This is a genomic window from Brevinematia bacterium (assembly GCA_039630355.1).
Classification (GTDB): Bacteria; Spirochaetota; Brevinematia; order DTOW01; family DTOW01; genus SKYB106.
Genome location: JBCNVF010000093.1, coordinates 1 through 22,307 on the forward strand (window position 1 = coordinate 1; position 22,307 = coordinate 22,307).

A 22,307-nucleotide genomic window follows, 5' to 3' on the forward strand; every position below is an offset into this window, starting at 1 on the left:
CTGAGGTGATAATATTTGTTTTACTTATAGATGAAAGGCCTGAGGAAGTTACAGATTGGAAGAGATCTTTAAAGGGTGTTCGTGTCATAAGCTCTACTTTTGATGAAGAGCCTTCAAGGCATGGTGTTGTTGCAGAGATGGTTCTTGAGAGGGCAAAAAGATTGGTTGAGGAGAAAAACGATGTTGTCATACTTCTTGATAGTCTAACACGGTTGACAAGGGCTTACAATATAATTACTCCGCCTACCGGTAGGGTGATGTCTGGAGGTATTGAGGTTGGAGCATTTTATAAGCCTAAGCACTTTTTCGGATCTGCAAGAAAGGTTGAAGAAGGAGGAAGCCTAACCATTATTGCGAGTGCACTCATAGACACTGGTAGCAAAATGGATGAGGTTATATATGAGGAATTCAAGGGAACTGGCAATATGGAGATTCATCTTGATAGAAATCTTGCAAACAAAAGAATATTCCCTGCTATAGATTTAAAGCTTTCGGGAACAAGAAGGGAGGAACTATTGCTTAAGGAGGATGTATTACACAAAATGTGGCTACTGAGAAGAGCTTTAAATGACTATTCCAATGAAGAGGTAATTCAGAAACTTTCTGAGGTATTGATGAAGACTAAGAGTAATAGTGAATTTCTGAACAACCTACAGCAGTTTTAGAGTATTTATGGATATTTACAGTAAGGTAATGGTTCCGGGTAGTAGCGCAAATGTTGGGAGTGGTTTTGATATATTTGGCATAGCTGTGGGGATATACTCTTATTTTTCCTTTCAAGAGGAGAAAAGAGTTACTTACATAGGCAAAGATGGTATAGATACAGAGTTGGCGACTAACCTTGTGTTTACTTCACTCTCAAGGGTATTGAAGGAGTTTAAGCAAAGTATTCCAAATCTTGGAATCTGGATAAAAAACCATATTCCCATAAAGAGGGGTTTAGGAAGTAGCTCAGTTGCGATAATTGGTGGTCTCTCTCTTGGTTATATATACCTTAAGTATAAAGGGTTGTTACCTAGTAATCTTGAGGATTTTGAAGTTTTCAAGGAAAAGGTTATAATTCCCTTAGGAACTGAGGTAGAGGGTCATCCTGATAATATTACTCCGTCAACTGTTGGAGGATTTACAATATCCAACATAGATGGTAAAAACTCCTACCAGAAATTAAAGGTTCCCTCTAACTTTCATCTAGTTTTTGTGATACCGGAATTTGAGATTCCAACAAGCGAGGCTAGAGAGGTCCTGCCAAAGACATATTCTAGGGAAGATGTTATTTTCAACATAAGATCATCACTTAGTCTGGTTCTGGGAGTAACGAAAAACGACATAAATTTGGTATCCTTAGGACTTAGGGATAGAATACATCAACCTTATAGGGCAAAGTTATACAAGGGTTTTGAGAAACTTTTGGAACTTGGTAGAGGTGATATCTCTGAAAACTTTGTTGGAAGTTTTGTCTCGGGAAGTGGGCCTACAATATGCTGTGTTTTTAGCGACCAACCATCGTTTGACGAGATTGAGAAATTAAGGAGCATAATATCTCAGAGAACTGATATACCTTACGATTTGCAGATTCTTTCTGTGGATAACTCGGGTGCGAGGATAATATGAGGAAAATAAACTTCGTAAACTATTGCCAGAAGAGGTTCGTTAAGAAATCTTTCGTTGAAGATGTCTCTAGCTTTATCTTGAGTGAGATGGGTGAGGATAAGGTGGAGGTAAGTGTGGTATTATGCGGAAACGATAGGATGAGAGAATACAATAGGATGTTCAGAGGCAAAGACTATCCGACAGATGTACTTTCCTTTCCTGATGGTGAAAAGATGGGTAGGTATATGTATCTGGGGGATGTTGTAATCTCCGTTGATAAGGTATACGAGCAAAGTGTAGAGGAAGGTATCTCACCTCTTGAGGAATTTGTAAGACTTTTAGTTCATGGGATTTTACACCTTTTGGGATATGATCATGAGAAATCAGAAAGTGACGAAAGGAGGATGATGAAATTACAGGAAACGATAGTGGACAGAGTATTAGGGAAGTTTCTTGGATCTTGGAGAGAAAAAGAGCAAAAAAGATAAAGGAGTATTTTGGTAACTTTGATAGAGATTTTTAGGTTCAATGCCTGCATTTTTGTAAGTCTTTTTTGATTTTGCCTACTGATGTGGGTTTATCAAACTTCAGTCTTTCATCCCAAAACTGAAGTTTGTAGTAGAGTTTGGTAGAAATTAAACGAAAACCTCCTCTTGCCTCGTAGAATAAAGGCAATCGGAATACTCTTCCACAAAAAAATACCAAACTCTTGACCAAACTTCAGTCCCAAAACTATTGAAAACAGTATTTTGTTTTTTTATAATTGGATTACCCTTAGAAAGGGAGGTATGATATGGAAGTAAGTGGTGTAAGGAGGTTTTTGGTAAGTGTGTTTTTGATTTTTGTGATTGCTTTTTGGTCCTATGGAGTTACTTCTTCTAACAAGAATATAGTTATCAGGGTATTGGGTAGTTGGGATCCGTTTACAATGGGTTGGGAAGCTGATGAGCTTCTTATCTCGCCAACCAATACTCTTAATAAACCGTATGGAGCTATTGTTGATCATAACGATTTAACAAATGCTGGTGGTAGAATGCTTACCTATTTTGGCACTCCATATCAAAACAAATGTGAACCTACAAATGACTCTGCGTATCCTGGCAGAGAGACAGATCCTTTAACAAAGGCTGAGCTTTCTGAGCTATGGCTTACTTGGGATGCAAATTACATATATTTTGCCGTTAGGGGACAGACAGCTGGTAGGCATAATAATCTAATGATCTATTTTGACAGAGAAGCTGGTAAGGGAAGAACCAGCTTTGTTGAAAGTGGGGTTCACTGGAATAGAGGTGTTTTCTTTTCAGGTTTTGATCCAGATATGTATATAGGGTTCTGGAATCCTAATGATAAGGTAGAATTTGACATCTTGCCTGATAAGAGTAAAGGAGGAGTTCAGCTCTTTTCTATAGTTGGTAATGATGAGGATGCTGCTATTAGTAGTTACAGTGATGGGACATATAGTGCTAATATGGATACTGATGTGTTTAATTTCTTTTTTAATGGCGAGTTTGAGCCCGATATGTTTAAGAGGGTTGTTGTGGGTAGAATAAGTTGGAACTTCTTTTTCACAAATGTTAATCCTACAAATATGTGGTTGAAGATAGCAGTTGCTACAACTGGCCCTGATAGTGGGAACTATAATTATGAATATATGCCCGATAACTCAACGCCGGTTAATCCTTCGTTTAAGTCTGTTGAAGATAATTTTGTTATGATAAGAGTAACTGATGAGGATGCGAAACCTAGGTTAGGTATAAATGTTAGAAATGAGGCTTATGTAAACTTTTATCCTGGGCTTAAAATACAGGCAGAAAAATCTCCAAGGTTCTATGCCAAAGTTGTGAGAGGAGGTGCTGAAACTAAAGAGGATGCCACTCCGAAGGTTTTTGCTCCTTCTAGGGGAGATAGAGTAAAGATAAGAATAGATATCCGTGAGGCAACTGACTTTTTTGCGCAGGGGTATATAAAGATATATGATGAAAGGGGTAACTTAGTTAGAACTCTTGCTGATAACATAAATTTGGCTAAGGATATGTCTGGTCAGGTTAGACCTAATGCTAAGCCTGGTGTGTATGAGTTTCCTTATACCTTTGTTTGGGATGGTAGGGATGATAAAGGAAATTTTGTTCCTATTGGCAACTATATTTTGGTGGTAGCTGGTAAGAATATATCGGCCCTTGATATGGTAGGTACTAGGTTAATTACGGTTATTCACTAAGGAGGTGGGTTTATGAAAAAAGTTTTGTCTGTTTTGTTTGTATTAGGGACTGTTTTTAGTGCAAATGCTTTGTTTGAGCCTGTGTTTGTTGGTGGGAAGTATGTGGGATTAGGTGGTGCTAATATAGTTGAGGTTCAAGATCCTTATGCTATGGTTTATAATCCTGCCGGTCTTTCTTATATAGATGGTATTTCTGTTTCCGTTTCTTACTCCGAACCTTTTGGAACGCCTGGAATGAATCTTATTAATGCTAATCTAGCTGGGAACTTGGTTGATATTTTGCAGTTAGGGGTTAATGTGTCGTATTACGGAGCTGATTTGAATAGCACTAGTGGGTTAAGGTATCTTGTTGTGGGAGTGGGAGTTGGTAGGAGTTTTAGTTTATCTGATGTTATTAGTTTTGTAGATGATCTTAGAGTTGGTTTGTCTGCAAAGGGGTTGATGATATCCCTTGCGGGGTATGAGCTTGATACTAGCGTGAATGGAAGCAAGATGGGCTTTAGTGCTGATGCTGGAGTAGGAGTCTCTTTGATGAAAGAATTTTTAAAAGTAGGTGTTGTAGGATATAACTTGGTGCCTAATAGTTTTAGTTTCTTTTCTGATTCTACGAATGTAACTGAAGTTTATTCTGCTGTTAAGTTTGGAGTATCTGTTTATCTTGTAAGACCTTATATGAAGATATTTGGTGCGTATGGTATGGGTCTAAATTCTGCTTCTCCATCTTCGCTTTCAGTGGGAACAGAACTGTCCTACGCTGATACTATATTTACAAGGATAGGTTTAAATGAAGGTAAGCTTACTATGGGTTTGGGGATTAAAGCTCCTAACTTTGAGATAAACTTTGGTGTTCAAAACAGAGATAATCTTGGTTGGTATTATCAGATAGATTTGGTTAGTTCTGTTAAACTTTTCTAGCTAGGAGGTGTTGTGTATGAAAAGGGTAATTTTAGTTGTTTTGGGTATTGTGGGTTGTATTTCTTTTGTTTTTGCTGGTGTTGAGTTTGGAACGTATGCTAGGATCGGTATGGAAATAAACTCTTCTGTTGTTACAAACGATGTAAGGTTGTGGTCTATAGATGCTAATTCTCCTTATGGAAACTTTGAGTTAAACTTACAGGGAGCAGCTGCAAGTGGTATAAACTTTTGGACTATTTTCAAGTCTAGTTTTAATTCAACTTATTCTAGTGGAGGTTATCTATCTTCATATTTAGGTAGTTATGATTTTGCTTCTCATGTGCAGTTTTGGCAGAAGTGGGGAGAAGCGGTGTTTTTCTATAATGAAGGATGGAGAGTTAATATGTATCAACCACTTTTACAGTTTTCTGCGGGGGTGGGAACGGGTTATAATGCTGGGATACATATAAGGCTACCTAACTTTTTAGGAAGTGGTTTTGAATTTAAAACTACTTTTATTGATTATGCAAATGAAGTTCTTGAGAAGTCTTTTCAAGAAAACAAAAATGAAACTCTTTTGATGTATAGAATAGCTAGGTATGATATAAAAGATCCTTTGGGTAATAATTTTGGTATTGGCACTACCGGAGGGTTTTTACTCTATCAGTTACCGAGATTGAGTGATAACTGGTCCTTGTATGTGGAAGAATCTTGGAAGAAAGGACAATACAATGTTTTGGGATTAGATCTCTCTTATTCTGGTAGTATTCCGTTTGTTAGGGGGTTGTCTTTTAATCTCTCTGGTGAGGTAGGGAGGTCCTTTGCTCCAGAGAATATTTCTCTTCCTGTTCCTGTGGGTTGGACTGAGAGTGATTGGATGTTGCATAGGTTTTTGCTTGGGGATGATAATGCAATGGTTTATAAGTTTGTCAGTAAGATTGGATACGATGCACCAGCAACTATCGGTGGTATAGAGCTTACTTACGTTGTTGTTGGGCTTCAACCAAATTATAGGCAGTATTTAGGAGGAAATGCGGACCCGGGTAGTGGAAGACAGTATGATTACTTTGAACAATTCATCCAGATTTCCTACGCATTTCCTGTGAAATTTGTTAACATCAAGTCCTACCTTAAATATTGTCATAGTTATGACTGGCCAGTGTGGGTTGGTAGTGATGGGAAAGAACACAATGATTACAATATTTGGCAGTTCTTGTTCCAGGAGAAAATGGAGTCAAAAAATACTTCGCATTACTTAGAATGGGTATCAGAGTTATATGCTTCGTTCAAAGGAGGAGTTAAATTCATAGGTGAGTTTCAGCAGTATTTTGGTAGGGATTATTTGGATCAGGTAAATTCAACAAACTGGTTTAGGCATCTGGTTTTTTCGTTGGATTTTGAAGATGAATTTGCTAAACTTAGGCCTATGGTAAAGATGTTTAATCTGCAGGATCTTGAGAAGTTTTTCATAGGCTTTGGTGTTGAAGCTACGGTTAATCTTCTCTCATGGATTAAGTTTTATTCAAGGTTGGGAGTTATGAGAGGATATCAAGAAAGAGTCTCAAGAAGTGGTAATTTGGCGTGGACATCTTTCTTTGGGCAGCTCCAGATCTATCCTGCAAATAATGCTAAGATCTTCATATCATATGGTAACGGAGGTGACATGGACAAAGGTTTAGTGGGAGATCCTGACTTTGTTAAAGGTGCTGAAATTGACAATAGGGTTAGAATAGAAGCAGAGATGTATTTCTAAATTTAAGGAGGTGTATTATGAGGAAAGGTTTAGTTTTGATTTTTTTGGTGTTGTGCGTAAATATATCTTTTGCGGGAGTGAAACCTTTTGTTGAAGCTTATTTTTCTACTTCTTTGTTCCAGAATGTTGATGATAAGTATCTTAGAGAGCACTATGGCCCATATAAGTATGGGCAACAGTATGGGGACAATAGGATATATCTTAGGGATAGTAGGCTGTCATTTATATTTGGACTTGGGGTGAAGGAAGAGGGTTTATTTGGATCAGTTGACTTTTATGGAAATTCTTTCCTTGATGGTTCTACTCTTCTGGATATCAATAGTGCTGAAGTTGGATATTCGGACGATGTTTTTACGGTTAAAGGCTTTTTTAAAAGTAGAAGTATTAAGATGAGAAACTTACCTTCCGAGGTTTTCTTTAACTTTCTTCCATCTCTTCAGATGTTTTCCTCTACCTTTGGTAGAGCACATTGGTTTGTTCCTTACTTTCTGTATCCGGTAGAGTTTTTGGATGGTTCAGTTGAAGCATTTTCTACTGCTGATGAAGATGTTACTAATCTTGTGCTTGGTGGTAGGGATTATTACGGAATATATGCTAGTTACTTTGATGGGGTGTTTGATGTGGAAGGATACTTCTCCAAGAATATTTACGATAGTATTGGTAATCTAGAAAATGCTTCGTCTCTCTCTAATCTTATGACAGGCAACTACAGTGGGGCTAGGTTAGGGGTAGCGGGAAATCTTGGAATCGGAGATTTATACATAGGTGCAGCTTATAAACAGATGACTACTAACACTCTTGCTCCGTATGTGAAGGAATCTGACTATAGGTATTCTTTATTTTTGACAGTTGCTTCTGGTGCTAACACAGGCCTGAGTAATACTTGTATTGTTTCTTTACCAGCTATGCTTATTGGAGAATATTCTTCTTACTCGTTGTTAGGAGGGTATCTCGCATTTGATATGACTGAGTTTTTATATGTAAATGTTGAGGGTGGTTTATTTATGAAAACTACCTATATTGGCACAAACAAAGTGGAAGGTAGGGATATTTACGCTGTTGGAGGGCTGGTTTTTAAGGGAGTAGAGGGACTGAAGGTTGAGATAAGTGGGGTAGGATTGTTGACTGAGAACAAGTCTAATCTTTCAATACTAGGAGGAGATTTAAAAACAATGTCCTACTATTATATTTCGTTGTTTTCTCCAGAAGATGAGGTTAAAACTTTAGCTAAGGTGGGGGTGAGAAATATGGAAGTTTTAGAACCAAGACATATTGCTACCTCAATAGTCGGTGTTGGAAATGTTGGATACAAAGCTGAAAGTATTTTAGTGGATATCTTAGGGTATGCCAATAATACTGTTGTTTACAATTCTTCCGTTGCATTGGCTACTAATTTGTTATACAGTGATCTTAGACTATATGTTGGATATAATCTTGTTTCACTTCTAGACAAAAAGATTAGGAAGGAAGTTGGTGATGATTTGTGGATTAAAGTAGGGGGAAGAGGAGTAGTTCAGGTAGGAAATGTGAATGTTGGTAATGTTGGGGAAAATACGACTATTACTCCTTATGTAGGTTTGTGGTATAGGATTCCAAAAGTTGATTCTTACATAGTTTTGTCTTATGGTTGGTATGGTGCGATGGATGTTAATGACTTGGACCTAGGTAGAGGGCTTGAGTCAGTGTTGATTATGTATAATGGTGGAAGAGATTGGAGCAGGGGACTTGTTGTTTCTGATAATATGGGGTCTACTTTGTATTCTGATGGTAGGTATATAAATACTGGAGAATATAAGCTGTCTGTTGAGCCTGTGATTAGGTTTGATTTATACATTAGGTATTAAAGGAGGGAGACTATGAGAAAGGTTCTAGTTGTTTTGGTATTTTTGTTGGCTTACTGTGTTGCTTTTGGGGCTGTTAAGTTTAAGGGTGACTTGATAGGTATTGGTGACTTTAAATATATGGAGTCAAACTTTGTTTATAACAACAGACCTACGGAACCGTATTTTGCGATGGATAATGTTGAATTTATAGTTAACTTTGAAACAAAACTTGAGCTTACTTCTGATGTGTATGGAATTGCAAATTTGATTGTTCAGCCTACTGTTAAGTTTAAGCATTTTATTTTTGATAGCTTGATGATAAGTTATTTTCATAAAGCTTCTAAAGTTAAGATTGTGCCCTTCTATAGGTATAGGGTTGTAAGGTTTGATGATCCTGAAAACAGTGTAGGGTGGTTTAATTCTTGGGTTATTTCCTCAAGTGTTATGGGCGTGAGTAATGTAATGCGGGGTAAGGTTGATGCAAACGGATTTTACTTTGATTCTTCTTCTACTGCCAGAGCTGGAGGGATACCTTATATTTTAAGGCCTGTTGAGTTTATGGATGGAACGATAGTTAATATGCCTGGTATGGGTGAGGATACTACTAATCTTTCGCTGGTTGGTAGAGATTTGGGTGGATTCTATGCAGAGCAAAGGGGTAAAGGGTATTTGTGGCAAGTTTTTATGGGGTCTTATTTCATAGATGGTAGTGAGGGAAGGTTGAGTTTGAATGGGTTTGGTAACGTAAAGATTGATCTGCTTGAATTGGAGGATATTGGTTCTCTTTCTTTAGGACTCCTTGCAAACTTTTGTAGGTTTTCTGCTGCTTTAGCTTCTGTTGAGTTTTTGAATTCTCACATCTCTACTATTCCAGAGATGAGACCTTTTGCAGCATTGTATAATTACGGAGCCTATTTGATGGGAGATACAGAAATTGTTGACCCTTACCTTCAGTTTGTTATGAACTCCCAGGGTGAGTTATTTGAAAATGCTTACAATGAGGTTTTGAAGGGTGGTGGATATAGGATTAGTGGAGGAGGTTTTTCCGATGTTATTCCTGGTATGCTCGTTCAACTGAATTTTAGTTATGCTTCCTACTACCTCGTAACTAACACAAACCAGAATGTTAAGCCTGAGTCTGCTGAAAGAGTTGATCTCTCACTTAGAGCGTTTGGTGAATATGAGACCATAGTGGGAGTTTCAAAGTTCGTTTTAGAAGCTTGTCTGTTTAATGAGAACAAATTGAATAGGTTTTTTGGGTTACCTGAGGCACCTGCTATTTTCAACGTTTTCCTTTTCGGTGGAAGAGTTGGGAAGGTAGGAGTTGCTCTAAATGCCTTTGAGGTTGTTGATTTGAATCTTGTTTGTTCTTATGAGTCTATTGACCTTATGCTAGCTGCTGATACTAATAAATTTGCAAATGTTACTAAGATTGGTGTTAGAGGTAGAATAGGATTTGATTTTTCTTCGTTCTTAGTTGAGGGACTTAGACTAAACATTGATGGTGGGGTTTTTACCTGGAATGACAACCTAAGAAGCTCAAGGTTTACAATGGCTAAATATGATAGTAATCTGCTCTATTACACTTTTTCACCTAATCTTCTTTTCAGTCCTTCTGAGATAGTTAGTTTCAGAATAGGTTATGGTTATCCTGTTTTTGGAAATGTTTTTGACATAGACTATGGTTTAATAGCTGACTCTTTGCCGATGGGTTTCTATAAGAATCTGGATGGTCTGTATGAAGGAATCTATGGATGGTATGTTTTGCAGAATCTTCCGAGAGTTTATGTTGATTTGAAGATAAGTTTTTAATAAATTTCTAGGGGGTGGAAATTATGGCGAGAGTTTGGTTGGTAGTTTCGTTACTGATCGTTTTTGCGGTTGGGTTAAGTTCATGTTTACTTTGGGATGCTCTTAAGGATAGGTATATACCCTATGAGGTTATTGGTAAGGATCCTGAGACTGGTAAGCTTATAGTTAGGTTTACATTTGATAGGCCCGCTGCTACTACTGTGCATCTAGCTGGGCAATTTAATAATTGGACACAGCCGGGAAGAGATACACCAGGAACTGACAATGTTTCAATTCCAATGCAAAAAGATCCAAAGACTGGGTATTGGGTTGTTGAGTGGAAAATAAAGCCTGGTAGATGGCAATATAAGTACATCATAGATGGTGGTATCGTTTGGTCGGAGGATCAGGCCAATCCATTGAAGGAGAATGATGGGTTTGGAGGGTATAACTCTGTTGCGATTCTCAGTGAGTAATAAGATTACTTTATTTTTGGGCTTTTGAGTAACCATATTTATCAAAATATGCATCAATGAGTTTTGCTGCAATAGGTGCTGCATAAGCAGATCCTGCTCCAACGTTTTCAACTACAACTGCTACTACTACTGTATCCTCGGGATTTGCTGTATCAGTAGGGCCGTAGCATACAAATATGGAATGTGGTTTACCGTGAGGGTTTTCTGCAGTGCCAGTTTTACCTGCTATGGGGTATTTCGTTATATACTTTAGTCCTCGTGCAGTTCCTTCTTCAAAAACCTTTATCATTCCTTTCTTTATGATATCAAACGCTTCTTTTGGTATCTCTTTTGTTTCGCGAAGAATTTCTGGTTTGATTTCTTTTATTGTTTCTTTACCATCTGGTGAGAGTATCTTTTTTACTATGTGTGGTCTATAAGTTACTCCTTCATTGAATATTAATGATGTTATTACTGCAAACTGAAGAGGAGTGAGTAACCAATCACCTTGGCCTATTGAGAGATTGGCCATATCTCCTCCCATTATATCTCTGTTGTATCTTTTTCTGTGAAAGGATACCGAGGTTCTGAAGCCTTTCTTCTCATTTGGTAGATCAACGAAGGTTAATTCTCCTACTCCGAAAATTTTTGAAGTGTTTATTAAGTCCTCTGGATCTAGTGCTAACCCTAGTTTGTAAAAGTAAACATCACATGATACTTCTATTGCTTTGACTATATCTTTTACATAGCTGTGAGATGCCCAGTCCTGGAAAACTCTTTTGCCTATTCTTAGTGCTCCTAGACAGTTTTCACCTCTGTTTGGATTCCATTTCTTGCTTATGATTCCAGCAGTGGTTGTTATAAGTTTAAATACAGAACCTGGTTGGTATGTTCCTTGAATTGCTCTATTGAAAAGAGGAGTGTTTTTTTCGTCTGTTGACAGTGATAGAAAATACGAGAAATCTCCTAGAGATAGTTTGTTAGGATCAAATGAAGGAGAGGACACAATTGCTATTATCTCACCTGTTGTAGGTTTTAGCATTACCAAACTGCCTCGGTATTCATTTAAAAGCTCGTATCCTAGCTTTTGGATATCTATGTCTATTGATAACATCAAGGAATTACCTTCTACTGGTAGTTCTGCTACTTCCGAGCCTACTATGTTGTTTTTAGCATCTATGTATCTGAGCAATTTCCCATCTTTGCCTCTTAATATTTTATCATAGACTTTCTCTACTCCATCCTTTCCTATATAGCTTCCGGAGTGGTATATTTCCTTGTCAGTCTCGGAAAGTGTTTTTATTTCTTGCTGATCTATGGGTCCTAGGTATCCTAATAGGTGAGCGGTTTCATAGGGGTATCTGTAGTTTCTAAGATATATGGTGTCAATTACTACTCCGGGGAATTCTTCCTGTCTTTCAAGAATTTTTATTGCTTGATCTTTTGTTATTTCTGATATGAATATTGGGCCAAAAATGTCCCACTTCCTTCTTTCAATGTTTGCTAAGATGAACTTTAGATCCTTTTCTATTACTCCTGAAAGCTTTGATAAGACAGCGATTTTTTCTGACTCGTCCTTAGGTAGATACTTCTGTATTACAAAAACTCCTATTGTATCATCACTAGAGACTAGTGGGGTGAGGTTTCTGTCATAAATGGTTCCTCTCTGCGCAGATATTGGTATCTGCTGAGCCATGTTTATAAACGCTAACTTTATAAATCTATCTCTGCTTAAGATTTGCATATCTACTACTCTTATAATCACTATTCCTAACACTAGTGCTATAATCCCAGAGAATGCTAAAAGTCTTAACCTAGAGATACCTATGTTGTTTTCAGTTACTCTAAAATCTATCATATGACTCTACCGACAATATAAATCTCGTAATCTACAGACTTTGACAAAACTTCAATCACTTCGTCTTCTTTATCAGTTATTATTGTCATTCCTACTCCCATATTGAACACTCTGAATGCTTCATCTTTAGGTATGTTTCCCTCTCTGACTATAAACTTCATAATTTCTGGTGTGATGATTTTGTCCTCATATATTTTTATACCTCTTCCCTGTGTTACTCTCAGAGTATTATCCATTATTCCTCCACCGGTTATGTGTGACAAGGCTTTTACTAGGTTGTTTCTCACTAATGGATATAGGGTTGGAGAGTAGATTCTCGTTGGTTCTAAAAGAAGGTCTATCAGAGGTTTGCTGAAACCATATTCTTTTTCTGGGTTTATCTTCTTATCTTTCAGCACTTTCCTTATGAGTGAATAGCCATTACTGTGGAATCCGCTTGAGCTTAAAGCTATAATTGTATCTCCTTCTTTTACATTCTTTGGCAAAATATTGCTTTTTTCTGCTACTCCTATTGCTGTGCCGTTTAGATCAAATTCGCCATTTCCATACATTCCAGGCATTTCTGCTGTTTCTCCTCCTACAAGTGGCACCTTTGCAATTTCACAGCCTCTTATTATACTTCTTATTACCCTCTCGTATACTTTTTCCTCAAGTTTTCCACAGGCAAAGTAATCAACAAATCCTATTGGCTTAGCACCAGTACATATGACATCATCTACATTCATTGCTACTAAGTCAATTCCTATATAGTCAAGTTTATCGTATTCTCTAGCAAGCAAAAGTTTTGTTCCAACTCCATCGGTTGATATTGATATTACAGGGTTTTTAAATTCTCTTAGATCTATATCAATCAACGCACCAAAGCCTCCTACTCCTGCTATAACACTAGGGTTATAAGTTCTAGAAATTTCTCTTTTTACCTTTTCTATAAGTGTGTTGGCTTTCTCAATATCAACGCCCGCTTCTTTGTATGTGCTCATATCACTTTCCCCTTAAAATTTATGTATAGTGAGATCCTTATGAGTAGTAAATAGAGAAAATACATAGTTACCAAAATGAATACTAGTTTTGATTTTAACATAAGGTATGTTAGGAAGCCAATTGATGCTAATATGAAAAACATTTTCACAAGTTTTTTCTTTCTGACTTGTTTTAAAAACTGCTGAATGGTATTTAACCACTTCCATTTTTCTAAGGTCTTTTCCCAGAGCTCTGTTATGCTATGGTAAAGATTTAGAATGAACTTGTGAAATTGATTTACAGCACCTTTTTGAAAGTTAGAGCTTCTTATTCTCCATTTGCCTTTTGAGTAAACTAGAGAGTAGTAGTTCGTGGTATCGGTTGAGACACTTATAGAAAAGGTTACTTTGTGAGGTAAAATGTATCTGCTAAATTTGACGATATCAACCCTTACAAATTTTGAATCAAGGGGAATGACTTCAAAGAGAGAAGGGTATAGAGACTCTATGTGTATCTCTGACGGTATTATTCCTATCTTCCTGAGTAGTAAAAAGGAGAGGATTTTTAGGGAATAGACTGGATTTCTGTAAGTTATTTCAACTTTGTTATTCTTTATCTCCATAGTGTAATCCTGTGGTAGTAGTGATGTGTTAATTTCTGTTTTTAGGCGAAGAGAGGAGAAGCTTTCAGAAACTAGTGTTATTTTGCCTAGAAATATATTATCGTTTGCTATGAAATTAATTTCTTTGCCATCTAGTATGATTAGATTGTCGTTTATCCTATGATGAAGTACGTTTTTTAACTCAAGAAAGTTCTTGTTTGCTGAAATATAGTTTTCAAGAACAAAAGACTTGAATTCTTCATTATTTGTTAGGCATAGAATGATCTTGCTTACCCAAGGATCGTAGCTAAACTCTGCTATATACTCTCCTTGAGGTTTAGTTATTTCTAGTAGCATATACACATTATAAACAAGGAAGAACTTTTTTATCAAAGATGAGTGAGGCAGTCAATAGATTCCAACTTCCGTTAGACAAGTGAGCAGAATTCTAGACTTTTCTCACTTACCCTTTGGTTTTCCGTCAGTCACACTTCACTTTGTATCAGCCTCTTAGATGCTTACTATTTTTCTAGATAGCGTTCATCAATCACGAGTTTCATTTCACACTAAGCCTTTAAGTAGACAAGCCTAGAGGATAACGTTTTCCCCATTTAGGAATGTTGAGAAAGATACAAAAACTCATCAAGGAGGATTTCTGCGAAGAGAGTAGTTTTAGTCTACCCAACAAAGGTAAATGTGAGTCTGAGAGAAAATATTTTAGAATGTATTGAAATTCCGAAACTCTTATTGAAATAGATGGTTTTTCAGTCTTATAATATATACAAGTTTTATTGAAGGCTTCTTATGAAGTATGAATTTTCAGAGGCACATAGGTTGAAGAGGATACCTCCTTATATTTTCTCTGTTGTTGATAATATGAAGTTGGAGGTTCAAAAGAGAGGAGTGGATACGATTGATTTTAGTTTGGGCAGTCCTGATATGAAACCTCCTCAGAGGGTTATTGAAAAGCTTAAGGAGGCTTTGGATAGAGATGATGTGCATAACTACTCAAGGCATGATGGTGAGATTGAGAGGGAATTTAGGAAAGAGGTTGCGAATTGGTATGAGAGAAGATTTAATGTTTTGCTTAATCCTGATAGGGAGACTTTACAACTTATAGGTTCTAAGGAAGGAATAGCACATTTTGCATTAGGTGTGATAAATAGTGAGGATATTGTTATAGTTCCATCTCCGACTTATCCTGCGCACTTTAATGGAATAATTGCTTCTGGAGGGATTGTTTATTATGTTCCGCTTCTTGAGGAAAATAATTTCGTCCTAGACTTTAAGAAAATAGATCCGGGTATATTGAAACTTGCTAAGATAGTAATAGTGAGTTATCCTCAGAATCCTACTACTGCGGTGGTAACGAGGGAGTTTTATGAAGAGTTAGTGAGTTTTTTCAAGGATAAGGAGGTTATAGTCATAAGTGACATAACTTACGTAGACTTAATATATGATGAGAGTGTGAAACCGTCAAGCATACTTCAGGTTAAAGGTGCGAAAGACTTTTGTATAGAATTCAATACTTTGTCCAAGAGTTATAACATGGCAGGATGGAGAGTTGGATTTGCAGCAGGAAATGCTAAGCTTGTGGAAATTCTTAAGAAGACTAAGAGTTATATTGATTTTGGAGTGTTTAAGGCTATACAGCTGGCTGCAATTGAGGCTTTAAGGTATTGTGATGATTTCATCCAAGAGGTGAAGGAAACTTACTATGACAGGATAACAACGTTTGTTGAAGGTTTAAATAGAGCAGGTTGGAGAATTGAGATGCCGAAGTCAACATTCTATGTATGGGCTAGGATTCCTATGAAGTATTCTGCTCTTACCTCGCTTGAGTTCACAAAAGTGCTTCTGGAGGAGACAGGAGTTGTGTGTTCTCCTGGAAGCGGATTTGGAGAGTATGGTGAAGGATTTGTAAGGTTTGCTATGGTCCAAAACAAACAAAGGATAAAAGAAGCAGTAATTAGAATAACTAGATTCCTCTCAAGAGAGGATTAATTAGGAGAACTGTAAATGTTCATAGACTCGCATTTTCACCTTAGCATGATAGAGAAAGATTTTGACAAACAGAAAGAGGTGGTGGTTGATTCCATAGAAAAAGGACTTTCCGGTGGAGTTAACATCTATACTTCTCCTAAAGCTTTCCTAGAAAATGTAGAGATTGCTCGGTATCTGCTTGAGAAGGGTATAAAGATAGCTTGTGGTTGGTATCCGGAATATTCTCCAACAGAAGAAATGGTAGAAGAGTTGGAGAACATAATAAAGGAGAATGATATATTTGCAGTAGGAGAGATAGGTTTAGAATATTACAGAATGCATAGACCTAAGAAAGAGCAGATTGAGCTTTTTGATCTTCAGATGGAGTTAGCTAAAAGGTATGGTAAGCCTGTGATAATCCACTCTAGAGAGGCGTACAGTGACACTCTGGAGGTATTGAAAAATTATCCATCGGTGAGAGGTGTGATGCATTGCTTTTCGGGAACACCTGAAATAGCAAAGAAGTTTTTAGACATCAACTATTACATATCATTTGCTGGAAATCTGACTTTTAAAAATGCATTAGATCTACACGAGTCAATAAAGTATGTTCCTCTTGATCGCATACTTTTTGAGACAGATGCTCCTTTTCTAGCTCCAGTTCCGTTCAGAGGTCAGAAAAACTATCCGTTTATGGTTAGGTATATTTATGAGTTTGCATCAAATTTGCTGGGTATACCCCTAGAAGAGTTATCCCATAGGGTTCTCCAAAACTGGAACGAGTTTATTGCTGGTTAAGTGTTTCCAATTGTTTTTTCAGCTCTTCTTCGTCTTTGGACATTCTCTCATACAGCTCTCTGCCAAGTTCAAGAACATCTGCTGGTTTATTTACACTCTTCTTGCCTATTCCCACAAATTTAGCAATGTATCTTTTGCTTTCGGAAATTATCTCAAGTTTTTTAGTTATTTCCTCTTCTAGAAAGAGTAATTTATACCTAAGCACAGCATATATGTAGAACACCCCATCAAATCCGAAATCTTTATCAGTATCAGGACCGAAAAACTTCACCCCATCAATGGTTTCATCTCCCTTTGCTTGTTTCTCTATGAATGCGGAGTAAAACTCAAGAGCTTTTTTATAAAACAAAAGCTGAAGTCTAGCATATTCGTGCTTTTTCTCTTCTTCAAATAGGTCACCAAGTAGCCATGCAGTTCTGAGTGAAGCTAAAGCTTTTTTAAACGATGGGGCAAGTTTCTTTGAAAGAAATGAGTAAGAACTTATAGCTAAGATGTAGCTTAGAATACCATGCTTGAGATCCCTAGGTTTCTCAAAGTCAACATTTCTAACAATGGCTATAGCATATTCCCCTCTAATTTTCCTATAGCTTTCTAGCTTTGTCAACTCATCAGGAGTTAAATACTTGTTTCTGAAGTCTTCCTTAAATGTAGCATACAAACAGTTTGGACATACAGTTATCGGATATAAAAGTGGATTAACCTTTCCCCATTTCTGGGTAGGAATGTATAGCCTCCTAAGCTCTTCAGTAAGTCTACCAGCGTTCAGTCTTCCACTACCTGTCATCAGTTCCTCTCTTCTAAATTTGTATTCGCAAATAGGACATTCTATAGTTTCTTTAGAGAAAAAGGTTATATCTGGCATAAGCAACAATCTAAACAATGCAAGTTTAGTTTTTCAACTTTTGTTGCCTAGGCTACAATAAATTTCAATTTCTGCTAGATGAGTAAGCAGGATTCTAAACTTCTGTTTACTTACTCCCTTCGGTTCCGGATGGTGTTCGTCAGTTATAAAACTTAACTTCACGCCAAGGTTCTTAGATACTTGCTAAGAGATAAGCTTTAGCAAGATTTTGAATCTCTTACGAGGCTGATATTATTCTCTCGGTTAGCAGGATGATTGCAAAAATACAAAATAGTAGCAATGTGATCCAGTTTTCTTTTTTTAGAACTTTATCTTCATCTTTACTATTACTTTTAATCACTTCTGAAACCTCTTCATTGGGTGTTAAAAGGATTTTGAGTTTTCCATCACCTTCTGAAACATTAGCAGAATCAACATCGTAAGGATATACGAACTCAACTTTGCTGTCAACTAACAATAGTTCAAGGGTTTCTTTTATGAACCAGGGTAATTCAATATCACTGTAGTTAAGTTTGCCAAGAAGGATAATGTTATTCCTACTTCTATCAAATATTGCTATGGGGTTGCCATTGACTCCGTATACTTCAATTTCTGCGGGTATACGGAAGTTTGTAAATGGAATTATAGAGATCGTGGAGAAGTTATGCTCTTTCACCTCATAGCTACCATTGTTATCTCCATATGTGAATATGCTTTCCCCTCTCACAATTACTCTGCTCTTGTCGTCGTAAGGAATTATTATTGAATCTCTTAAGGTATCGGAGTTTACTGTCTTACCAATGACAATTTTGTATCTAGAGTTCCTAGAAGTCTTGATTCCTAGGCTTTTTAGAGCAGAATTTATATTTCCGATTTCTTCACTTGGAATCACTTCTACATTATCGTCAAAGAAATACACAGGTTCAACGAATTCGTTGGTTCCTTTGCTATTTGAGAGAATACTCTTTATAAACCCCATTCCTTCCCCAACTGCATTTACTTTCATCTCTCCTACTTTTCTACCATTAACTTTTGAAGAGAGTAGAACTTTTGAGTTTTTGTTAAACTCAAGAAGTATTTCAGCAAAGCATTCTTCTTCGGTATTGATCTCGTATTTAAACTCAATTGCACTACCAAACTTCTTCCAGATATGGAATTTAACACTGCCGTAAGGCAGTGCGAAAGGAAAAGTTATAACTTTCCCTTTAACTCCAACCTTTTCTAAGGCGTCAAGAAAACTTTTCTGCCCATCGGTGAGAATAATAACATCCGCCTTTTTGCTATAATCCTGGATTCTTTTTATCACTCTATCTTCAAGTTTGCTAACCCTAGGAACGTAGAATCTGATCTTTTCTTCAACCTCCTTTCTTATGCCTACTATCTCATTCCCAGAGAGATCAATTACTCTAATGTATGTGTTCTCTGAAATAGAAGTGATATACTCCTTCAAGTACTTGATATACTTGTTGAAGTTTGCTTTTGCACTATAAGTAGTGTCCAGAATTACTAAGATTTCACCTTTCTTCTTATCCGAGAGGAGAGGTTGTGAGAAGATAAGGACTATTAGAGCAATCATTAGGGCTCTAAGTACAACACTAAGGAGCTCAAGGTTTATACTAATTCCCCTTGCTTTCTTGCTCTCTTCAATCAGCTTTAGAGTTGGCAGAAGATAGGTTTTTCTTGTAATGAACTTGAATAGGTAGATAAGTATAGGTATAAGAGATAATACCAGTCCCCAGAGGAAAGGATTTAAAAACTCAATCATACTATCTTATGACTAGTAGAGATGTAGTGTAAGTTGATTCGCCAATTTTTGAGAAGATTATATACTTCCCGGAAGAGATATCTTTTCCTTTCTCGTCTTTCAAGTCCCAAGTGAAACTCTGTATGCCTTTCTCATAAAAGCTCTCCTTAACCAAGGTTCTAACTATGTTTCCAGCACTATCAAATATTATCAAAGTCAAGTAACAATCGCTAGAAAGATTAACTACAATCTTAGGTTCTGTTCCGGAGCTAGTGAAAACGGGGTTTGGGTATACTTTGACTTCATTTTCGCCAATTACAGTGTCGTAAAATGTCTCTTTAGTCAAAACGATGAGATTTATCTTTCCGGCATCAGTGTATGAAGAGTATGACTGAAAGATGAAGTATATTTCCTCGGTGTTCTTAGGTAGAGCTTTGTAGAGATCAAAGAAGTAGCTTTTCTGAGAAGAATTTAGGTAAAGCCTTTTAAGGTTTGCTCTACTCTTACCATCCATTATGTAGCACTCCACTGTTGTTGATGGCTTAAGGTCAACATTTATAAAAAGGTTGTGAAAGAATTCGTTTTTCTTCTTATCTATCCTAATATTTGTTACCTTGAAAGAAGAATAGGTACTACTAAGGAGTAAGCATTGGTTTGGAGGAGAAGTAATTATTGCATTCACCCGGTCATAGATCAAGTTAGTAGTAGGTGGAGAGAAGTCAATAATCAGGTTTTTATTTGTCATATCAATTCCAGAACTTTGTACCGCTAACACCACCAATATTGATGCTAGTACAAAAAAGCGTTTCATAATAATTATTATACTAAAATTTTCGTAAAAGTTAAAACAAAAAGCGATGTTTTTCCGATTGATGGAGCTTTAAACCTTACCTGCTCACATAATGGAAATTGGAATCTATTGGAAGCAAGCAAAAAGTTTGGAGTCTTGTTCACTCACTCAATGAGAATTGGAATCTATAGAGATCTGATTTTGCTTGAGGATCTTAGGGAAGGTTATAATAATCATAAAGGAGGGGAGAGGTATGTTTATAAAGAATATCGTTTTGGGTGTTGTTGGAATGGTATTTTTTCCCTTATCTTACTTTGTCTTTTGGAACTTAAACTTTGTCTTGTGGGGAATAGTGGTAAGTGGAGTTCTTATATTTTTTTACTTTGTTAATGTCTATGTAATAGGTAAGAGAAGAACTTTTTTTACTATTACATCATCATGGCTTGTTATTCTCTCTCTCGCTTTTCCTTTTAATTTCTTCTTTGTGGGCTCTGTGAAGCTAGTATTATTGTACTTAGCAGTAGTATCGTTTTCGCTTTCTTGGATGATGGTATTTTTTGAACTTTTTGCAAGTGAGACTTTCAAAGGGCATTGATTTCCTTAAGCGATTTCATGATCACACTCGGTTCTACTGTAACAACAAAAGAGTCAGTCATTTTACCGATTTTTTTTGGTAAGGACATCTTTATTTCCCTATAGACGGACTTTTTGTCTCCTTTCATAAATTCTATCATCCTTTCAAACACCTTCTGTGTTCCTTTTAATCCAATTTCTCTTAGACTGATGGGTAGTTCAAATTTGGATATTAGACTAACTATTTTTTCATATTCTTCTTTCGGAAGGATTCCAATTTTCAGTGAAATGAATGCTTCTAAGATCATTCCTACGCTTACTGCAAGCCCATGTAGGATTCTGAAGTTTGAAAGAAGCTCAATAGCGTGTCCTATAGTATGGCCGAAATTTAGAATTTTCCTGAGTCCTTCTTCTCTTTCATCACTCTCAACGATTTCTTTTTTTATTCTACAACTCCATTCTATCACTTTGGATAGAATTTCTGCATCTTTATTTTTCACACCTTCGGAGTTTTCAAGCAAGAATTTGTAAAACTCTTCATCTTTTATTATTGAGTGTTTCAAAATTTCGGCTAGTCCGTTTTTGAAGTGTTCTTCTGGTAGAGTGTCCAAGAACATTAATTCCGATACGACTGCTCTAGGTTGGTGGAATGCACCTATTGTATTTTTGCCATAGGGGGTATCTATACCTACTTTACCGCCTATTGAGCTATCAACCATTGCTAGAAGGGTAGTAGGTAACTGAATGAAGTTGATTCCTCTATGGTAAGTTGCTGAAACGAAACCTGCCAGATCTCCTATTACTCCTCCTCCAAATGCTAAAATAACTGCCTTCCTGTCAACTTTAGACTTGAGCATCTGGTTTTCAATCCGCTCTTTCATCTTTCTACTCTTGCTTTTCTCACCAGAGGGAACAACTATTTTGAGAGTAGGTAAGTTGAGAATACTCAGTTGGTATTCAACCTTCGGTAAGTGTAGTGATGAGACTGTTGTATCTGTGATAATAACAATCTGAGAGGGAGATAATTTGTTTATCTCTTCTACCAGAAACTTTAGGGTCTCTCTGCCGATGTATATAGGATAGGAGAAAAGAGTTTCTCTGGGTATCTCAACTGTCAATTTTATCATACCTATTTCTTTTCTTTCTTCTCTAGGTATAAACCTCTTTCAAGTGCAACTTTACCAGTCCTAGCCATTTCTATTATTCCATAGGGCTTCATAAGTTCTATGAATCCTTCAACTTTTTCACTAGCTCCCGTTATCTCAATAACTAAGGAAGAATGAGACACATCAACAACTTTCGCTTTAAAGACATCAACAATTTCAATTATCTCACCTCTTCTCTCTTTTGGTATTGATACTCTGAGTAAGGCAAGTTCTCTTTCTACTCTTTGGGATTCCGTTATATCCTTGACTTTTATTGTCTCAACTAGTTTTGCTAATTGTTTCCTCACCTGTTCCGCGGTTTTTTCATCTTCGTCAACTACTATTGTCATAACTGAGACTTCTGGGTCCTCAGTTTCACCAACAGATAAGCTTTTTATATTGAAACCTCTAGCACTGAATAGTCCAGAGACTTTAGCTAGAACACCAACACTGTTCTCAACCAAAACTATAATTGTTCTTTCCATATCCA

The 22,307-nt window shown here is 36.8% G+C and carries 20 protein-coding genes; 12 read left to right on the forward strand and 8 right to left on the reverse strand.

The window, feature by feature from the left end; all coding sequences use genetic code 11:
* From rho to ABDH28_06220, 9 genes are all read left to right on the forward strand, one after another.
* A partial coding sequence (rho, locus tag ABDH28_06180; protein ID MEN2998603.1) for a transcription termination factor Rho occupies positions 1-665 on the forward strand: 665 nt, incomplete at its 5' end.
* A gap of 7 nt (positions 666-672) precedes the next feature.
* Positions 673-1,611: a homoserine kinase gene (gene thrB / locus ABDH28_06185; protein MEN2998604.1), complete on the forward strand. Its 939-nt coding sequence runs from the start codon at positions 673-675 to the stop codon at positions 1,609-1,611.
* Positions 1,608-2,078 (forward strand): rRNA maturation RNase YbeY, encoded by a 471-nt coding sequence (gene ybeY, locus ABDH28_06190; GenBank protein ID MEN2998605.1) that lies wholly within the window; start codon positions 1,608-1,610, stop codon positions 2,076-2,078. The genes thrB and ybeY overlap by 4 nt, the downstream gene beginning before the upstream one ends.
* Positions 2,079-2,383: 305 nt before the next feature.
* Entirely contained in the window at positions 2,384-3,808 is a 1,425-nt protein-coding gene (locus ABDH28_06195; GenBank protein MEN2998606.1) for a hypothetical protein, read from the forward strand.
* A gap of 12 nt (positions 3,809-3,820) precedes the next feature.
* The gene (locus tag ABDH28_06200) at positions 3,821-4,723 is read left to right on the forward strand and encodes a hypothetical protein (protein ID MEN2998607.1); all 903 of its coding nucleotides are present in this window, start codon (positions 3,821-3,823) and stop codon (positions 4,721-4,723) included.
* Between the two features lie 16 nt (positions 4,724-4,739).
* Positions 4,740-6,455, forward strand: a complete 1,716-nt coding sequence (locus ABDH28_06205) for a hypothetical protein (protein MEN2998608.1) — start codon at positions 4,740-4,742, stop codon at positions 6,453-6,455.
* 17 nt (positions 6,456-6,472) lie between these two features.
* Positions 6,473-8,299: a hypothetical protein gene (locus tag ABDH28_06210; protein ID MEN2998609.1), complete on the forward strand. Its 1,827-nt coding sequence runs from the start codon at positions 6,473-6,475 to the stop codon at positions 8,297-8,299.
* A 12-nt stretch (positions 8,300-8,311) separates the two neighbouring features.
* Positions 8,312-10,090 carry a hypothetical protein gene (locus tag ABDH28_06215; protein MEN2998610.1) on the forward strand — a complete coding sequence of 593 codons (1,779 nt, stop codon included), beginning with the start codon at positions 8,312-8,314 and terminating at the stop codon, positions 10,088-10,090.
* 23 nt (positions 10,091-10,113) lie between these two features.
* Positions 10,114-10,545 carry a glycogen-binding domain-containing protein gene (locus ABDH28_06220; GenBank protein MEN2998611.1) on the forward strand — a complete coding sequence of 144 codons (432 nt, stop codon included), beginning with the start codon at positions 10,114-10,116 and terminating at the stop codon, positions 10,543-10,545.
* Between the two features lie 10 nt (positions 10,546-10,555).
* Here ABDH28_06220 and mrdA read toward each other — a convergent pair whose 3' ends face one another.
* Genes mrdA through ABDH28_06235 form a run of 3 tightly spaced genes read right to left on the reverse strand, consistent with a single transcriptional unit; the run spans position 10,556 to position 14,300 of the window.
* Positions 10,556-12,382 carry a penicillin-binding protein 2 gene (gene mrdA, locus ABDH28_06225; GenBank protein MEN2998612.1) on the reverse strand — a complete coding sequence of 609 codons (1,827 nt, stop codon included), beginning with the start codon at positions 12,380-12,382 and terminating at the stop codon, positions 10,556-10,558.
* A complete protein-coding gene (gene purM, locus ABDH28_06230) occupies positions 12,379-13,362 on the reverse strand; it encodes a phosphoribosylformylglycinamidine cyclo-ligase (protein ID MEN2998613.1) in 984 nt (327 codons plus the stop codon). The genes mrdA and purM overlap by 4 nt, the downstream gene beginning before the upstream one ends.
* Complete coding sequence (locus ABDH28_06235) at positions 13,359-14,300, reverse strand: hypothetical protein (protein MEN2998614.1); 942 nt, start codon at positions 14,298-14,300, stop codon at positions 13,359-13,361. The genes purM and ABDH28_06235 overlap by 4 nt, the downstream gene beginning before the upstream one ends.
* 447 nt (positions 14,301-14,747) lie before the next feature.
* Between ABDH28_06235 and ABDH28_06240 the strand changes: the two genes are divergently transcribed.
* Together ABDH28_06240 and ABDH28_06245 are read left to right on the forward strand one after the other, a co-directional pair.
* Entirely contained in the window at positions 14,748-15,947 is a 1,200-nt protein-coding gene (locus tag ABDH28_06240; GenBank protein MEN2998615.1) for an aminotransferase class I/II-fold pyridoxal phosphate-dependent enzyme, read from the forward strand.
* A 15-nt stretch (positions 15,948-15,962) separates the two neighbouring features.
* Positions 15,963-16,724 (forward strand): TatD family hydrolase, encoded by a 762-nt coding sequence (locus ABDH28_06245; GenBank protein ID MEN2998616.1) that lies wholly within the window; start codon positions 15,963-15,965, stop codon positions 16,722-16,724.
* On the opposite strand, the gene ABDH28_06250 is transcribed toward ABDH28_06245, so the two are convergent.
* The 3 genes from ABDH28_06250 to ABDH28_06260 form a co-directional block, all read right to left on the reverse strand.
* On the reverse strand, positions 16,711-17,586 hold the full coding sequence (locus ABDH28_06250; GenBank protein ID MEN2998617.1) for a DUF2225 domain-containing protein: 876 nt from the start codon (positions 17,584-17,586) through the stop codon (positions 16,711-16,713). The genes ABDH28_06245 and ABDH28_06250 overlap by 14 nt on opposite strands.
* A 217-nt stretch (positions 17,587-17,803) precedes the next feature.
* On the reverse strand, positions 17,804-19,330 hold the full coding sequence (locus tag ABDH28_06255; protein MEN2998618.1) for a BatA domain-containing protein: 1,527 nt from the start codon (positions 19,328-19,330) through the stop codon (positions 17,804-17,806).
* Between the two features lies 1 nt (position 19,331).
* Positions 19,332-20,120 carry a FlgD immunoglobulin-like domain containing protein gene (locus ABDH28_06260; GenBank protein MEN2998619.1) on the reverse strand — a complete coding sequence of 263 codons (789 nt, stop codon included), beginning with the start codon at positions 20,118-20,120 and terminating at the stop codon, positions 19,332-19,334.
* A gap of 232 nt (positions 20,121-20,352) precedes the next feature.
* On the opposite strand from ABDH28_06260, the gene ABDH28_06265 reads away from it, so the two are divergent.
* Positions 20,353-20,694: a hypothetical protein gene (locus tag ABDH28_06265; protein MEN2998620.1), complete on the forward strand. Its 342-nt coding sequence runs from the start codon at positions 20,353-20,355 to the stop codon at positions 20,692-20,694.
* Here the strand turns inward: ABDH28_06265 and aroB are convergent.
* Both aroB and ilvN read right to left on the reverse strand, forming a co-directional pair.
* Positions 20,681-21,799, reverse strand: a complete 1,119-nt coding sequence (gene aroB / locus ABDH28_06270; protein ID MEN2998621.1) for a 3-dehydroquinate synthase — start codon at positions 21,797-21,799, stop codon at positions 20,681-20,683. The two genes, ABDH28_06265 and aroB, sit on opposite strands and share 14 nt — an antisense overlap.
* 2 nt (positions 21,800-21,801) lie before the next feature.
* Entirely contained in the window at positions 21,802-22,302 is a 501-nt protein-coding gene (gene ilvN / locus ABDH28_06275; protein MEN2998622.1) for an acetolactate synthase small subunit, read from the reverse strand.
* Positions 22,303-22,307: the final 5 nt, after the last annotated feature.